We start from the raw sequence: 16,850 nt of genomic DNA, 5'->3' as shown, positions 1-16,850 counted from the left end.
ACTGCGAGCTAGTGAACCAAACCCTTGAATATTGTCGTCAAACTTGCGGCCATCATTTCGACTGCGATGGCTGCCAGTATCATACCCATCAGACGTCTGGCAATTGCCGTCACCTTGGCAGACAGAAAGCGCCCGAGATACGGCGCGGAAAACAACGCAACGGCCAGCAATGCGAGGAATACGACCAGCCCAATGGCGAGACTCCCAATCTCTCCGTTGGCGGCTGCGGCGTGCCCGAACACGACCAGCGTGGCGATCGTGCCGGGGCCGACAAGAAGAGGCGTCGTCAGCGGGAAGATCGCCACGTCCTGATCATAGCCGCTCTCCCCCACTTCGCGTTGCTGCGGCGTGTGCTGCGCGCTGGGCGAGCCGTGTACCATGTCCAGCGCGATCAGCAATACAAGCAAGCCTCCCGCGAGACGGAAATCGTCGATGCTGACCCCAAACACGTTGAGGATCGTCTCGCCCAGCGTGACGGAGATGGCACAGCCAATTGTCACGCCGATAAAGGTTGTGGCCGCAACGGCCCGCTTCTTCCCTTCCGCCATCCCTTCGGTTAGCGAAAGAAAAACCGGGATGTTCGCGACGGGATTCATGATCGCAAAGAGCGAGGAGAAGACCTTCATCGAAAACGTGAAGTCGATGGCCATGAGTAACCTCGTGATCGCAGTCCACCCTACGATTCCAACGCGTACCGTTCGACGAACGCAGCAGACGCTTCAATCCAGCCCGGGCCGCCCGCCTTCGCGACAGGCTCGTGAGCGCCGCTTCGAGCATATCACCACGAATCGGCCACTGACGGCTTCGATGAGAGTCGGCCCACCGGCTCGCCATCGAGCTTGAAAATGGCAACGCATGTACACAGTACCTGTGCCTGCTGCGCCATGGTCTGTGCCGCGGCAGCAAGTCCCGAAATAAAATCTCCCTCATCTCTTCCGATACTTGGCATCACGTGTAAGTCCGGTGTTCGCGGGCCTGCTGGACCAATCCGTCTTGCTTGCTCTCGCGTGCCGGTGCCATAATCAGTTTCCTGACGACCAGCGGGAGTCAATCGTGGCGCTTGAGCGAAAGAGCCGAAGGCACCGTTTTCTGCACGATCTGAAGTGGATGGCCATTCTCTGGTGCGTCGGATTCGGCGCGACCGTTCTACTCACGCTACCGTTTCATTTTCTCGTTATGGCCATGATGAAGAAGTAGGAATACGCAGAGGGTTATTTCACAGGAATCCACTGCGCGCCGCGCCGCATCAGATCGACAAATAACATTCAAGTTGCGTGGTGCATGCCGTTGACCAAACGTTGACGGCACATCACGGCCCGGTACAAATGTACGACCGCGCGAACTCGTCCGATATTATGACTTTGGTTGCTGGCTTACCTGAGCAGCACGCTTTCCCTATCGCGCGCACGACGCTGCGAGTTTGCCGACCGTGATGACCGCCTGCTCGATTTCCGGCGACCACGGCGTGCTGTAATTGAGCCGGATATAGTTGCGATAGTTGTCCGAGACGGAAAACATATGGCCCGGTCCGATCGTGATTCCCCGCGCCAGAGCGAGCTGGTAGAGCTTCATCGAATCCACCTTCGCCGGCAATTCGATCCATAACACGTATCCACCCGTCGGACTCGACGTGCGCGTGCCCGCCGGAAAAAAGCGCGCGACCATCGACTTCATCAGATTGGCCTGTTGCGCGTAGTTTTTGCGGATGCGCCTCAAGTGATGCTCGTAACCATCCCGTTCGAGATATTCGGCGATCGCGAGCTGAGGAATCACCGAAGTCGTCAGCGTATTGAGAAACTTCAGCTTTTCGACTTCGTCGCGATAACGGCCGGGTAAAGCCCAGCCGATGCGATACGCCGCTGTCAGACTCTTCGAAAATGAACCGCAGTGAAGCACCATGTTCTTTTTGTCATACGACTTGAGCGTGGTGGGATGCGAATCGCCGAAATACAGTTCGTTGTACACACCATTTTCGATCACCGGTATCCCCGCCTTCGCTAGCAGGGCGACAAGTTCGCGCTTGCGCTCGTCAGGCATCTGAAACCCGAGCGGATTCTGGAAATTCGGCATCACCATGCAGGCGGCAATCGGCCCTGATTCAATGATCTTCTCCAGCGCCTCTATTTCGATGCCGTACTCGGGGTGCGTCGCCACCTCGATCGCCTTCATGCCCGAGCGCTCGATGGCGTGAAGCATGGCGTAGAACGTGGGCGATTCCACGGCGATCACGTCGCCCGGTTTGGCGACCGCCTGCAGACACAGATTGATGGCCTCCGTCGCCCCCACCGTCACGATGATCTCGTTGGGGTCCACGGCCATCCCGTTTTCGAGGTACCGCCGTGCAATTTGCCGGACCAGTTCCGGTGTGCCCGGCGGCAGCGCGTTGGTCACGCCCCATAGTGACTTCGTGCGTCCCGCGGCCGACGCGTAGCGGTTGAGCTTTTCATAGGGAAAAAGCTGCGGGTCCGGATACGGCGAACCGAGCGGCACAGCGTCGTCGGCGCCGATGGAGCGCAGCGTGGACAGCACGAGGCGGCTCACATCGACCGTCGCCGACACCGCAATCGGCCGGCTCGTGCGCAATTCGTCCGAATGCGTGCGTCCTTCGCCCACGCGCGTGCTCACAAAGTACCCGGACTGCGGGCGGCTCTCGAGCACGCCGCGGCTTTCCAGCAGCAGATAGGCGCGTATCACGGTGGTAATGCTGATGCGGTGCTGCTGGCTCGCCTGGCGAACCGACGGCACGCGGTCGCCGGGGCGGTAGACGCCCTTGCGAATCAGCGTCTCGATATCGTCCGCGAGTTTTTCATAGAGTTTCACTGTGGTCTCCCCGGCAATCTCTCACAGCACAGTTCATACAGTGTACTGCGGCGGACGAAACTGTACTCCATGTTCCAGGTGGATTCTGTGTGTCATGCAAGCCCCTCTTAACTTCTACGCTTGCGCCTATCCAGATACCGCGCACACCCTCATGGGCACATCGGGCCGCGCAAGCAACGAAGCTGCGTTCCTCTATCAGCTGTTCGTACGCATGTACGGCACCAACAATATCCCCGACTGCTCGAACATGCGCCATGAGGCCACGAGCCGCGGCCTGCCGACAACGGTCGGCATCGGCAATCGTCGCCGTATTCACGCCCGTGGCCGCCGCCGCCTCGGACAGCACCACGCTTACGCCTATGCTGTTCGGCATTGGTATCGTGTTTCCGGTCATCATCGGGTACAACCTCTATCTGTTCCGAGGCAAGGTGGTACCGGTCAAGCACTAACGCCTGCGCTCCCGATAGCTAATATCGGTTAGGCGGCAGTTCACGACAACGCGCTGCATCCCTAGAATGGGGTGGAGAATTTTAGCTCCACCTCATTTTTGTTTGGACGATCGTCATGTGACGGTGTCTGTCCAGCAATGGAGATCGAGATATTCGAATATACACAACGATAAAATAAAAAGTCGAAGTTAATAAGTTAATTCTTGTTCCGAATTCGGGATTGCCTAGAATCAAGCGTGGCACGCCGGATATCATCCGCGGACTTGTGCGGTCCCGGTATGGCATTGTCCCGGCTTTTCGCAGCGTGCGTAGAAAACCCAATGGAGTTTCCCATGACGAAGCTACGTGATGTGCCCGGCGTCCATCCCTACACCGGCCCCGCCGGCGGCTGGGGCGCGCTCAAAGCAACCGCGCAGGCGATTCACGATCAAATGGAAAGCATCGAGGCGCCCATTACGCTGATGCGGACCAATCAACCCGATGGTTTCGATTGCCCCGGCTGTGCGTGGCCGGACAAGGAACACCGGTCCACGTTCCAGTTCTGCGAGAACGGTGCAAAGGCGGTGACCTGGGAAGCCACCACGAAGCGGGTGACGCCGGAATTCTTCGCTGCGAACACAGTCAGCTCGCTGCTGCAGAAAACGGACTATGAGCTCGAAGACATGGGGCGGCTCACACATCCTCTTGTATACGACCGCGCCACCGACAAGTTTCAGCCCGTCGACTGGGAAGACGCATTCGCGCGCATCGGTGAGATCCTGCGCTCGCTTACGCCGGACCAGGTCGAGTTCTATACGTCCGGACGCGCATCCAACGAGGCGGCGTTTCTGTATCAACTATTCGCACGTGAGTACGGAACGAACAATTTCCCCGATTGCTCGAACATGTGCCACGAGCCGACGAGCGTTGGTCTGCCGCAATCGATCGGGATCGGCAAAGGCACTGTCTCGCTCGAAGATTTCGATTCGACCGAACTCATTCTTTCCATCGGTCACAACCCGGGCACGAACCATCCGCGCATGATGGGCACGCTGCACGAAGCTGCGCGGCGAAACGTGCCGATCATCGTCTTCAATCCGCTGCGCGAGCGCGCGCTCGAACGCTTTGCCGATCCGCAAAGCATGATTGAAATGGCGACGTTCGGCTCGACCCGCATCGCGTCGACCTACTTTCAGCTGGACGCCGGCGGCGACGCGGCCGCGCTCAAGGGCGTCATGAAAGCGCTGCTGCAGATGGAGTCGGAGCAAGGCGACATACTCGACAAGGCGTTCATCGCTCAGCACACCGAAGGCTTCGACGCCTTCGCGGCGGACCTCGAAGCCACTTCGTGGGAAGACATCGAGAAAGCCAGTGGCCTTACGCGGCCCGACCTCGAACATGTGGCGATCGCCTACGCCAAATCGAACGCGACGATCGTCACGTACGGCATGGGCGTCACGCAGCACAATAAAGGCACCGCCAACGTGCGCTTGATCGCCGATCTGCTGTTGCTGCGCGGCAATTTCGGCAAGCCCGGCGCCGGCATCTGTCCGCTGCGCGGCCACTCGAATGTGCAAGGCAACCGCACGGTGGGCATCACCGAAAAGCCGTCGAAAGCGTTTCTCGGGCTGATCGAGAAGGCCTGCGGATTCACGCCGCCCGAAGCGCACGGTCATGACGCGGTGCAAGCCATGCAAGCCATGATCGACGGCAAGGCCAAGGCGCTGCTCTGCCTGGGTGGCAATTTCGCCGTTGCGCTACCCGACTCCGAACAGTCGTTTCCCGCGATGGCTGCACTCGACCTGGGCGTGCACATCGGCACGAAGCTCAATCGAACCCATCTGCTCGTTTCGAAGGAAACCTATCTATTCCCGTGCCTCGGCCGCACGGAACTCGACATGCAGGGTACCGGGCGTCAATCCATCACGGTGGAAGATTCGATGTCCATGGTTCATGCATCGGCCGGCAAGCTCACGCCCGCTTCCGAACAGTTGCGCTCCGAACCCGCGATTGTTGCCGGCATGGCGCGTGCCACGCTGCCCGCCACCAAAGTGGCGTGGATGGACCTGATCGCCGACTATGACAAGATTCGCGATCTGATCGAGCAGACCGTACCCGGCTTCGAGGACTTCAACCGGCGCATTCGCGTACCGGGCGGATTCCGCCTGCCGCTTCCGCCAACCGAACGGCAGTGGCACACGCCATCGGGCAAGGCCGAGTTCTCCGTCTATGGCGGCGTGAAGGAAGACGCCGACGTGCTGGGTGCGGAAAACGTGCTGCGGCTCATCACGATCCGCAGTCATGACCAGTACAACACGACGATCTACGCGATGGACGACCGCTACCGCGGCGTGTTTGGACGGCGCGACGTGCTCTTCATGAACGCGGACGACATGGCCGCGTACGGCATCGAACACGGCGATCTTGTCGACATCGAAACGGTCACCTCGGGCCGCAAGCTGCGGCTCAAGAACATCACGGCCATTGTGTACAGCATCGCACGCGGTTCCGTGGCGGCCTATTACCCGGAAGCCAACGTGCTTGTCCCACTGGACTATATCGACAAGGAAAGCGGAACGCCTTCGTACAAGTCAGTGCCCGTGCATGTCGTGCGCGCGGCGGGAAACTAGTCTCATGGTATTCCGGTAGTCCGGCCGGGTGCCCGGCTTCCCGCGGCCGGCCTGTCCTTGGCAGGCAAATGCAGTCGTCACCAGGAGCTCAGAAGAATCATGGACATCTTCGACGCATTTCATCTCGCCAGGCTGCAGTTCGCATTCACCGTCTCGTTTCACATCGTATTTCCGGCGATCAGCATAGGTATGGCAAGCTTTCTCGCCGTGCTCGAATGGCGCCTCCTGCTCACGGGCGATGCGGCCTATAAGGACATGTACCGCTTCTGGTCGAAGATTTTCGCGGTGGGGTTCGGCATGGGCGTGGTCTCGGGCGTCGTGATGGCTTACGAGTTCGGGACGAACTGGAGTGGGTTCTCGACGATTGCGGGCAATATCACGGGTCCACTGCTCACCTATGAAGTCCTGACCGCATTCTTTCTCGAGGCGGGTTTTCTCGGCGTCATGCTGTTCGGCTGGAATCGCGTGAGTCCGAAAGCGCATTTCTTCGCCACGCTCATGGTCGCGATCGGCACGCTCATTTCGACATTCTGGATTCTCTCGTCAAACAGCTTCATGCAAACACCGCAAGGCTACGCGATTCAGAATGGCCGCATCGTGCCGGTGGACTGGTGGAAGGTGATCTTCAATCCTTCGTTCCCGTTCCGTCTGGCGCATATGACCATCGCAGCCTTTATCGTTGCCGGCTTTATCGTGGCCGCCTGCGGCGCGTGGCATTTGCTTCAGGGGCGGCGCGACGTGCCGGTGAAGCGCAGTTTCTCGATGGCGCTGTGGATATTGCTCTTTCTCGCGCCCATTCAGATTCTGGTCGGCGACGCGCACGGCCTCAATACCCGGGAGTATCAGCCGGCGAAGATCGCCGCAATAGAAGGGCTCTGGGAAACCGAGCGCGGCGGCACCGCGCTCAATTTAATCGGCTTTCCCGACATGAACGCGGAAGTGACGCGTTACGCGATCCGCATCCCGCATCTCGGCAGCCTGATTCTCACCCACAGCTGGAACGGCGAAATTCGCGGACTCAAGGAGTTTCCCCCGGAGGATCGCCCGTTTTCGCCAATTATCTTCTGGACGTTCCGCATCATGGCCGGACTCGGCATGCTGATGTTGCTCACTGCCGTGGTCGCACTTTTGCTTCGTCGCGGCGGCCGCCTTTATGAAGCGCGCTGGTTCCAGTGGTTCGTATTATGCATGGGACCATCCGGCATTCTGGCACTACTGGCGGGCTGGATTACGACTGAAGTGGGCAGGCAGCCGTGGACCGTGTACGGCATCGTGCGTACCGTCGACTCCATGTCGCCCATTGGCGCGCAGCAGGCGGGTGTTTCGCTGCTGATCTTCGTGATTGTCTATTTTCTCGTGTTCGGAACGGGCGTCTATTACATGCTCAAGATGATGAAAAAGGGTCCGGCCACCGGAGTGGAAAGCATCGAATCGCTCAAGTATCCGGGACTGCACAATCGCGCACTCGACGCTGTGGTGGGGGAATGAGGCCATGCAAATCGATCTTCCTGTGATCTGGGCAATCATCATCGGACTCGGCGTTTTCATCTACGTGATGCTCGACGGCTTCGATCTGGGCATCGGGCTGCTGTTTCCGTTCTTCGAAGGGAAAGCCGAACGCGAGGTGATGCTCAATACCGTCGCGCCGGTATGGGATGGCAACGAAACGTTCCTCGTGCTCGGTGGCGCCGGCCTCTACGGCGCGTTCCCGATCGCCTATTCAACGCTGCTGCCCGCCAACTACATGCCGCTGATTCTCATGGTGGTCGGCCTGATTTTCCGTGGCGCGGCGTTCGAGTTGCGCGCAAAAGCCACGCGCACGCAACATGCATGGGATCTCGCGTTCATCGGCGGTTCGGCGCTCGCGGCAATGTGCCAGGGTATCACGCTCGGATCGCTGTTGCAGGGGATCAAGATCGTCGACGACAAGTTCGCGGGCGACCCGTTCGACTGGTTCTCGCCGTTTAGCGTTTTCTGCGGTTTCGGCGTGTTGCTCACGTATGCGACGCTCGGCTGCGGCTGGCTGATCCTGAAGACCGACGGCGAACTTCAGCGCAAGATGCGCGTGGTGATGCGCCCGCTGCTCGCGGTTCTGCTCCTCGCGATTGCCATCGTCAGCCTCTGGACGGTGCTAGGCCTGCCCGCCGTGAGACAGCGATGGTTTTTCAGCGGCAATCTCGGCTGGTTCCTGCCGGTGCCGATCCTGGTTGTGCTGTGCGTCGTGGGCATCTACCGCGCGCTTAACCAGAGCCACGAGTCGACCCCCTTCCTGCTCTCCCTGGCAATCTGCTTCCTCGGTTATACCGGCATTATTATCAGCATCTGGCCGTACATCATTCCGCCCTCGCTCACGATCTGGGACGCGTCGTCGAGCCACTCGAGCCAACTGTTCGCCCTCGTCGGCACAATCATCGTGCTGCCGATCATTCTCGTCTACAACGCGATGCAATATCGCGTTTTCCGCGGCAAGGTGCGTGAAGGAGACCACGGCTATCACTGAAGCACATGATTCCTCGCGGCGCGCGTAAGCTCCGAATAACTACGGCGCGCGCCAGCGAGGAAACCTGAATGGATCACGCATGCCTTAAGGCCAGGCGAACGTATTTCCTTATTCCAGATAATAAAAGTCCATCATGATCGTCCGGCCCCGAGAAAACTGGTTCCGGTTGCTGTTCGTCTGGAACGGCTCGGTTCTGTCATCCATCATCCCACAACTGTGCTTCATGGCGGTGGTGAGTACACTGGCGGTCTTCACGCACGGGCGCGTATTTGGAGAAAAGATCCCGCTCAACACCGCGCCCTTCACCCTGTTCGGCGTCGCACTGGCTATCTTCCTCGCGTTTCGAAACAATGCGAGTTATGAGCGCTTCAACGAAGCGCGGCATCTCTGGGGTGTTTTTCTGATCGCATCACGCACGCTCACTTCGCAGATGCTTTGTTACATTCCGGAGCGCGCAGACACCTTGCGCATCGCCCAGCTGATTGTCGGATTCATTTACGCCCTCAAGCACGAACTGCGCGGCACCGATCCCACGGTGGATTTTCAGCGGCTCCTCGGCCGCGAGCAGGCCGAGATCGTAGGCGGCCAGATCTATCAACCGATGTACATTCTCAACGAAATACGGCGCGAGCTCTCGCTCCCGAAGCATCGCCTTCACACGCCCGACACGAAGCTGTGGATGCTCGACGCACAGATCGACGAACTGGGCAAGGCATTGGGCGGCTGCGAGCGTATCGCCGCAACGCCGATTCCGTTTGCTTATAACGTGTTGTTGCATCGAACCGTCTATGCCTACTGTGTTTTACTGCCGTTCGGGCTCGTGGATTCCACGGAATTTTTTACGCCGCTGCTGTGCGTTTTCATTGCCTATACGCTGATAGCGCTCGAAGCGATTGCCAGTGAAGTCGCCGATCCGTTCAGCGTCGCGCCCAATGCGCTCGCACTCGACGCGATGTCGCGCAATATTGAACGCTCCGTTCTGGAGCTATGTGGATGTCCCGTTCCCGAGCCGGTTGCTCCCGTTCGCCCCTATCAGCTTACCTGAGTGGACACGCAAGCTCATTTGAGCCGATCTCCCTGAAACTGTACGGGTTCGATCATGCGTGGTGGAAAAGTTCCACGTGGCACGCGATTGACGTAAGTGCCGACGCGAGCGGCAGAAAGCGCAACGCGAGCGCGTCCTCAGCCGTGGCACTGTGCAGGCAGCTTGCGCCAGCGCTCCCGACACTGGGCGATCCAGTTTCCATAACAGTTCAGGGCTGGCCAGGGCTCCAACTGTTATCTACGCTCTTCACCCGGCGCTCGTGCATCCAAACTGTACTCTACTCAGTGAGTGCGATTTGTGCGTTCCACGCATGAGTCCCCCCTCTTACTCTTGTTCCATCGCCACGTCGCCTCTTCTGGATGCGACGCAAGAATTGGAGTTAAAGAAATGAGAGGAATCGTATGTCAACGCCACTTACGGAAGGACGCACCGCGAATATCCCCGGCCACGGCAGGGAACGCAATGTGAATCTGCTGGAGGCTATGCGGATTTACGTCAGAGTCGTGGAAAGAGGCAGCATCTCGGGCGCAGCAAGAGATCTGGACATCGGCCAGCCGGCCGTCAGCGAGCGCATCGAGCGGCTCGAAAAGTACCTTGGATGCCGCCTGCTGCTGCGCAACGCGCGCGCCTTCAAGTGCACACCTGAGGGAACCATCTTCCATGAACGCAGCAAGGCTGTTCTAGGCGCTGTGGAGCAAGCCGTGGCCGAAGTCTCGAACGACGAACAGGCAATGAAGGGCGCGATCCGTATTGCAGCGCCGCATTGCTTCGGCGAAACCCTTCTGCCGGAGGGCGTCAAGCGTATCCGTGAAAGCTATCCGCGCATCGACATCGAGCTCGTGCTCAACGACAAGGTCACCGATCTTGTCACCGAGGGCGTCGATATCTCGTTTCGTCTCGGACAGCTGGGCGACGGTGCGTACATCGCGTGGCCGCTTGGGGACATCGAACGCGTGCTCGTTGCTTCGCCGGATTATCTGAGCCGCAGCGACGCGATCGACGACCTGGCGGATGTCTCGCAACACAATCTGATCCGCGTGAAGGGTGCTTTCGATGCGGACCTGCTACCCATCTGCCGGGACGGCGCGCTCATCGATTCCGTGCCGGTTCAGACGATCATCAAGACGACGCATTGGCGTCCGATGTATGAACTGGTCTTGGCTGGACTCGGGCTCGGTGTGCTCGAGGCGCCGGCCGTGAAGGACGCCCTCGCGACCGGCGAACTGGTGCGGGTGCTTCCCCAATATGAAGTGCCCGCGCTTGCCCTGAACCTGCTGATCCAGCCGCAGCGTCCAATTGCCCTGCGGGTCCGTAAAGTCGTCGACACGCTCAGAAGCTACATCTCGGAGGCGTTGAACCCATAGTTAATATCGGAATAATGTTCAATGACGCGAGCATCCCGATTGACTATCTTGAAGAGTCCCGGATGATGATCACAGGAGAGGGCATGACTCAGAAACTGATCGTGGCAACGTTTGGCAATCTGGATGTCGCTCAAAGAGCTTCGCGCGATCTGCACAATTTCGAAAAGGACGATGACTTCAAGATTGAAAGCGGCGTGATGGTCGAAAAGACTTCGGACGGCAAGCTGCACGTGCTGACGCAATACAGCGAGCCGCACTGGGGCGTCGTGATCGGCGCAGTAAGCGGTGCGCTGATCGGTCTGTTGGGTGGGCCGCCCGGCGCAATCGCGGGCGCTGTCGCAGGCGCGGGTGCCGGGCTCGCGGGTCGGGCGCTGGAGCACGTTCTGGACAAGAAACTAACGGGCGCGATTGAACTCGAACTCCGTCCGGGACCTTCGCGCTCATTCTCGAAACCAGGAATCCACCTGACAATGAAGTGGAGGACGTCGTGCGCGGTTATGGCGGCAAAATCTTCACACAATCTCTATCGTGGTAAGGCGTTGCGTTGCAGCCTGATTCGCACGCGGCACAGCTTCACCATCCAGGGAAAGGGTCGACCGATATGAGTCGCCAACGCCGGACCAGCTTCGGGTCATCGTAGACGAGTGCAAGGTCGCAATCGATCACTACGCCAACAATGTCGACGACAGTTGATGCGGCGCGGTACAGCCACGGTGCATGGCGTGGTTCGACTGCGCTAGCGGGTCCCCTCAATGCGCATCGAGATCGCGGACGATCTGCTGCGCTTCCTGCGAGGTTTCGAGTCTGAAGAACCAGCGCTCCGCGTGCTCGCGAACGGCGACCCACGAGCGATCCTGACGGTCGTTCTTTATACGGTCGATGAATTTGCAGCCTCGCTCGAGGCCATCCCGATTGGCCTCCGTCTCCGTCAACCATTCCGGCTGGACGGCGTCAGGGCTGCAAACAAACAAACGGCCGTCGCGACGAATCTCCACGTGCGCGACCCAGCCGCCGCGCTCGTTGTTGCGGGATCGTGTCGTTATCACAAACCCGTTGTACGTCACATTCTCGGTTGGCACCATCCGGGGTCTCCGTGATAACGCAGGCTGCTGGTCGTCAATCCGCCGGCGCGGCCGGCCGTCCGGTCGTCGAGGTTCTCATCTCCTGCACTGCGCGATGAATTGCTTCCGTTAGCGTATTGTTAACTTCAATGAGGCTGCGCATTTCGTCCTGCAGTTTCAGGAGTGCCTCGGCGTCCTTGTAGGTTTGCAATGCCTGCTTGTCGGATGCCGCTGCTGCCACCTTCTGGCCGACCATGATTACCGAAAGCAGTACGAGCTGCAAAAAGGTCTGGGCGATCCACGCAACGAGCGCTGAAATGCCGCTTTGGATTGCCGAGGGTAAGCTCACAAGTGCAATCGCCGCAAAGACATAAGCGCACCACATTGTCCCCACCACATTGGTAATGGCGACCGCAATCTTGCCGTTCAGCCCCACATGTTCGTGCGTAGTCAGGTGCGGCCCGGCTTTTTTGGGCGCATCCACACGCGCGCTCGCCTCGTTATCGAATTTCATCACTGAACCCCGTTGGAAAGCGCTACCGGACCGGCGGCAGCTGACGAAACCAAAAATCAAGACCCCGTGATCAGGTCGGGGCCGAACGGCGCCTCATGCATTTCGTGTGAGCAATGCAATGCATTTATCGCCACATTGGACAAATCGTACATCGAAATTCACCACGCAAAATTGTCGGGTTCCTCTCTTGAACCCGATACCTGATATCGTGAATTGGCTCGGTCATGAATTCGCCGATATAAAGTATCGGATGGCGAGATGTTCACATCCGCTGAATCCGACAATAGAATTCAATCGTCAAATTGTCCCTTTTTGGTTTCGCCGCGATTTCCCCCAACCCCGGGCGCGGTCTTCCGGATAGTCCACGGTGTATTGAAAGGCGGCTTCTCGCCGTACTGAAACAGTGTGATTCAACGTATTGACTGCGTGGATATCACACATCGTTATTCAGGAGTCTCCCGATGAAGAGGCCAGGTACCGAGCCGCAAGCCGTGATGCGTTCCGTCGGCGCCTTCGCGAACTTTATTGCGGCGACGATCGACCTGCGCTTCGAGTTGGCCGCACACTTGCCCGACAACCGCGACGCCACCACCACGGTCGTGAACAGCGACCCCGGCTCTCGCAACTGGAACGCGCGCGCCATGATACACGCGGGGGCGACTACGAGCTCCATTTCGGCGAGGAGCTTTCCATCGGCTATCTTGGCCACACCGACACTACGGTCAGGCTGTATCTGCGTGAAACGTTCACTTTCTTGATGCCAACAAGCGAAGCGTCGGTGCCGGTTGCCCTTTCACAGGCAACGGACGGCGCCCGCTGACTTCTTCAGGTTAACCCCCAACGGTTAAAGGTGCTTCGATCATGGCTACACTCTGCGATATCTGCCACGCTCGCCCCGCTGTTGCGCGAGTCGTTGTGACCGAGAACGGCGAGCGAAAGTCGCTGTCGATCTGCGACTATCACTATCGACAGCTGATGCGCCACCAAAGCATGCTGAATCCGTTCGACTCTCTGCTCGGCGGGGGCGGCGATCTGTCCGGTCTGCTGAGCGGGTTCGGAGACGAGTCCGGACTGAGCGCGAGTGTGCCTCGAGAGTCCGTCGACGCAACCGATGCATTCAGTGAGCAGACCATGGAGCTGCTCCAGCGCGCGGCGGAAAAGGCCCACGAGTTACACCGCACCGAGCTGGATACGGAGCATCTGCTTTACGTGCTCGCCGACACCGACGTGTGCGCGGCGCTACTGAAAGAGTTGAAGCTCTCTCCCCAGGACATCAAGAGCTATATCGACGAGCACGCAAAGCACGGGACCGCCAGCGACGACGAATCGCTCGAGAGAATGACCGTATCGCCGCGTCTGAAAAAGGCATTTCAGTTCGCATTCCAGGCCTCCCGCGATCTCGGACATTCCTATGTTGGCCCGGAGCATCTGCTGATCGGCCTTGCAGCCGTCCCGGAAAGCCTTGCGGGCACGCTGCTGAAGAAGTATGGCGTAACGGCTGAGGCGCTGCGCCAGAAGGTCGTAAAGGTCGTCGGCAAGGGCGCGGAAGACGGGCGCGTCGAAACACCCACCGGCACGCCGAACCTCGACAAGTTCGGCCGCGACCTTACCGCGCTCGCTCGCCAGGGCAAGCTCGACCCGGTACTCGGTCGCGCTCAGGAGATTGAAAGCACGATTGAAGTGCTAGCGCGCCGCAAAAAGAATAATCCTGTACTCATTGGCGAACCGGGCGTCGGCAAGACCGCGATTGTTGAAGGACTCGCACAACGCGTCGTGAATGGCGATGTGCCTGAAGTGCTGCGGGGCAAACGCCTCGTCGAGGTCAATATCAATTCGATGGTCGCCGGTGCGAAGTACCGCGGCGAATTCGAGGAGCGCGCCAAACAGTTGATCGACGAGGTGACGGCCAAGCAGGACGAACTGATTTTGTTCATCGATGAGCTGCATACCATCGTCGGTGCCGGACAGGGCGGCGGTGAAGGTGGCCTCGACATCGCGAACGTCTTGAAACCCGCGCTTGCGCGCGGCGAACTGAGCCTCATCGGTGCGACTACGCTCAACGAGTACCAGAAGTACATCGAGAAGGACGCGGCGCTGGAACGTCGATTCCAGCCGGTGCTCGTTCCAGAACCCAGCGTCGAGCAGACCATCGTGATCTTGCGCGGCCTGCGGGACAAGCTTGAAGCGCACCACCAGGTAACGTTCTCTGATGACGCATTCGTCGCTGCCGCGGAGTTTGCAGACCGCTATATCACCTCGCGCTTTCTCCCGGACAAGGCCATCGACCTGATCGATCAGGCCGCCGCGCGCGTGCGCATCGGCGCCACGTCCCGGCCGGCCGACATCCAGGAACTCGAAGCGGAAGTTGCCCAGCTCAAGCGCGAGCAGGACTACGCGTCGTCGCGCAAGCGCTTCGATGAGGCCAAGGCATTCGAGGAACGCATCAACGACAAGCAGAAACAGCTCGATGAGCAGATGGAATCATGGCAGCGTAAAACCGGCACAGAAACACTGGAAGTTACGGTAGCGTCCGTCGCAGAGGTCGTCTCGCGCCTTACCGGTATTCCTGTTGCCGAGCTCACGCAGGAGGAACGTCAAAAACTTCTGAAGATGGAAGACAAGTTGCGAGAGCGCGTGGTCGGTCAGGACGACGCGGTCGTGGCGGTGAGCGATGCCGTTCGCCTGTCACGCGCGGGCCTGGGTCAGGAGCACCGCCCCATTGCAACGTTCCTTTTTCTCGGGCCGACGGGGGTTGGCAAAACCGAGCTCGCAAAGGCGCTTGCGGAGAGCGTTTTTGGGGACGAGCAGGCAATTATCCGTATCGACATGAGCGAATATATGGAGCGCCATGCCGTCGCCCGGCTTATCGGCGCTCCGCCTGGGTACGTGGGTTACGACGAGAGCGGACAGCTCACCGAGCGCGTGCGGCGGCGCCCGTATAGCGTAATCCTCCTCGACGAGATCGAGAAAGCACACCCCGATGTCTACAACGTCCTTCTGCAGGTGTTCGACGACGGTCGTCTCACGGACGGCAAGGGCCGCGTGGTCGATTTCAGCAACACGATCATCATCGCGACGAGTAATTTGGGCGCCTCGATCATCATGGATAACCTCGAGCAGCCAGAGGCGCAGCGCAAGGGCGAAAAGGAGGTGCGCGAGGAGCTGATGAAAGTGCTCAAGGGCCACTTCCGTCCAGAGTTCCTCAACCGGATCGACGATATCATCGTGTTCCATTCCCTTTCAAAGGAGAATATTCGCGCGATCGTACAGATTCAGCTCGATCGCGTAGTTCGCACTGCAGCCGCACAGGACATCACGCTCAAGGTGAGCGAGTCGCTGGTGGACCATCTGGTCAATGTCGGCTATCAACCGGAATTCGGTGCGCGCGAACTGAAACGGCAAATCCGCCAGGAAGTGGAAACACGCCTTGCAAGGGAAATACTCGGCGACACGCTCAAATCCGGCGATAGCGTGGCAATTGACTACGACAAAGAAAGCGAAGAAGTGAAATTTGACAAGCTCGAGCCGGCAGCCACGTCTGAGCCGCAGATAGGCAATGGCGCTGAGTCTAAAGAAGACGCAGACAAGGCCGCACCTTCGACCGGAGCCGCCTCCGGCAAGGGGCGCAAAAAGCGTAGCGACAAAGAGTCGGGGCGGAACGCCAGCTAAATAGTCAGGAATGAAGTGGCGCCCGGTGGTTAAACCGTTAATTCTTTAACCTCCGGCGCCCATTCTCAAATTTTTCTACGGTATTGAACGACATCGGGCGATGGACAGACCCCCACGGGAACCATTCGTATTGGTGCTCCCCATTGTTTCGGCGAAGTGCTGCTGCCCTCCGCGCTGGGATTCGTGCACGAAGCCTATCCGCAACTGGACATTGACCTCGCGTTAAATGACAGGGTCGTCGAACTCTATACCGAAGGGATCGACATCTCGTTTCGCCAGGGTCCGGTGGGTGACGGTACATTCCATGCGTTCCGTCTGGGTCATGTGGAACGAACTCTTGTCGCCTCGCCGGATTGTCTCGCCGGGCATGCGCCGATAGGGGAACCCTCCGACCTGACCGGGCACGCGTTCATCCGCATCAAGTCGATGTTCGGCACCGATCACCTACCGCTTTCCGACGAGTTCGCAAAGCGCGATAACGTCGCGATCCGTACCACCATTACGACGAACCACTGGAGGGCGATGTATCAGATGATCAGGAACGGGATGGGGATCGGAGTCGTCGAGACCTTTGCGTGTGTCGACGCGCTCGCCAGCGGAGAACTCGTGCCGCTATTGCCTCAGTATTGTGTCCCGCCCCAGGAACTGCATCTGCTGATTCGGGCGCAAAGACCGATTCCCACGCGCGTGCATACGGTCGCCGAGATCATGAAACAGTGCGTGCCCGATCTGCTCCGCACACTGACCGTGAACGACTGCCCTGAGCGCGAACCATACCGCGCCGGCTAGGCATGATCCATGCCGGGATACAGCGAGTTC

General features: G+C 59.1%; 12 protein-coding genes and 3 pseudogenes. 10 read left to right on the top strand and 5 right to left on the bottom strand.

Annotated elements, in window-relative coordinates:
- Nucleotides 1-8 precede the first annotated feature (8 nt).
- Nucleotides 9-650 (bottom strand): MarC family protein, encoded by a 642-nt coding sequence (locus AB3X99_RS24400; protein ID WP_069266293.1) that lies wholly within the window; start codon nt 648-650, stop codon nt 9-11.
- 745 nt (nt 651-1,395) lie between these two features.
- Nucleotides 1,396-2,820 carry a PLP-dependent aminotransferase family protein gene (locus tag AB3X99_RS24395; RefSeq protein ID WP_368618401.1) on the bottom strand — a complete coding sequence of 475 codons (1,425 nt, stop codon included), beginning with the start codon at nt 2,818-2,820 and terminating at the stop codon, nt 1,396-1,398.
- 329 nt (nt 2,821-3,149) lie between these two features.
- Here AB3X99_RS24395 and AB3X99_RS24390 point away from each other — a divergent pair.
- The 7 genes and pseudogenes from AB3X99_RS24390 to AB3X99_RS24360 all read left to right on the top strand — a co-directional run.
- A pseudogene (locus tag AB3X99_RS24390) lies at nt 3,150-3,269 on the top strand (cytochrome BD ubiquinol oxidase subunit II); the annotation flags it as partial.
- Nucleotides 3,270-3,601: 332 nt separating this feature from the next.
- Nucleotides 3,602-5,878, top strand: coding sequence for an FdhF/YdeP family oxidoreductase (locus tag AB3X99_RS24385; RefSeq protein WP_368603001.1), 2,277 nt, complete (start codon nt 3,602-3,604; stop codon nt 5,876-5,878).
- 99 nt (nt 5,879-5,977) lie between these two features.
- Nucleotides 5,978-7,366: a cytochrome ubiquinol oxidase subunit I gene (locus tag AB3X99_RS24380; protein ID WP_342946405.1), complete on the top strand. Its 1,389-nt coding sequence runs from the start codon at nt 5,978-5,980 to the stop codon at nt 7,364-7,366.
- A gap of 4 nt (nt 7,367-7,370) precedes the next feature.
- Nucleotides 7,371-8,378: a cytochrome d ubiquinol oxidase subunit II gene (gene cydB / locus AB3X99_RS24375; RefSeq protein WP_342946406.1), complete on the top strand. Its 1,008-nt coding sequence runs from the start codon at nt 7,371-7,373 to the stop codon at nt 8,376-8,378.
- Nucleotides 8,379-8,511: 133 nt separating this feature from the next.
- Nucleotides 8,512-9,423, top strand: coding sequence for a bestrophin family protein (locus tag AB3X99_RS24370; RefSeq protein WP_368618400.1), 912 nt, complete (start codon nt 8,512-8,514; stop codon nt 9,421-9,423).
- Nucleotides 9,424-9,887: 464 nt separating this feature from the next.
- Nucleotides 9,888-10,787, top strand: a complete 900-nt coding sequence (locus AB3X99_RS24365; RefSeq protein ID WP_368618492.1) for a LysR family transcriptional regulator — start codon at nt 9,888-9,890, stop codon at nt 10,785-10,787.
- 83 nt (nt 10,788-10,870) lie between these two features.
- Nucleotides 10,871-11,392, top strand: coding sequence for a hypothetical protein (locus AB3X99_RS24360; protein WP_368618399.1), 522 nt, complete (start codon nt 10,871-10,873; stop codon nt 11,390-11,392).
- Between the two features lie 144 nt (nt 11,393-11,536).
- On the opposite strand, the gene AB3X99_RS24355 is transcribed toward AB3X99_RS24360, so the two are convergent.
- The 3 genes from AB3X99_RS24355 to AB3X99_RS24345 form a co-directional block, all read right to left on the bottom strand.
- Nucleotides 11,537-11,869, bottom strand: coding sequence for a DUF6566 family protein (locus AB3X99_RS24355; protein WP_368618398.1), 333 nt, complete (start codon nt 11,867-11,869; stop codon nt 11,537-11,539).
- 34 nt (nt 11,870-11,903) lie between these two features.
- Entirely contained in the window at nt 11,904-12,362 is a 459-nt protein-coding gene (locus AB3X99_RS24350) for a hypothetical protein (RefSeq protein ID WP_218108667.1), read from the bottom strand.
- Between the two features lie 433 nt (nt 12,363-12,795).
- A complete protein-coding gene (locus tag AB3X99_RS24345; protein WP_368618500.1) occupies nt 12,796-13,071 on the bottom strand; it encodes a hypothetical protein in 276 nt (91 codons plus the stop codon).
- Here AB3X99_RS24345 and AB3X99_RS24340 point away from each other — a divergent pair.
- The 3 genes and pseudogenes from AB3X99_RS24340 to AB3X99_RS24330 form a co-directional block, all read left to right on the top strand.
- Nucleotides 13,009-13,182 (top strand): annotated as a pseudogene (locus tag AB3X99_RS24340) (encapsulin); the annotation flags it as partial. The gene AB3X99_RS24345 and the pseudogene AB3X99_RS24340 overlap by 63 nt on opposite strands.
- 41 nt (nt 13,183-13,223) lie before the next feature.
- A complete protein-coding gene (locus AB3X99_RS24335; protein ID WP_368618397.1) occupies nt 13,224-16,031 on the top strand; it encodes an ATP-dependent Clp protease ATP-binding subunit in 2,808 nt (935 codons plus the stop codon).
- A 117-nt stretch (nt 16,032-16,148) separates the two neighbouring features.
- A pseudogene (locus AB3X99_RS24330) lies at nt 16,149-16,820 on the top strand (substrate binding domain-containing protein); the annotation flags it as partial.
- Nucleotides 16,821-16,850: the final 30 nt, after the last annotated feature.

Source organism: Paraburkholderia sp. BR10882 (assembly GCF_040948855.1).
In the GTDB taxonomy this organism is placed as follows: domain Bacteria; phylum Pseudomonadota; class Gammaproteobacteria; order Burkholderiales; family Burkholderiaceae; genus Paraburkholderia; species Paraburkholderia nodosa_A.
The sequence above is the reverse complement of the archived record's forward strand: the minus strand, read 5'-3'. Positions and strand labels throughout refer to the sequence as shown.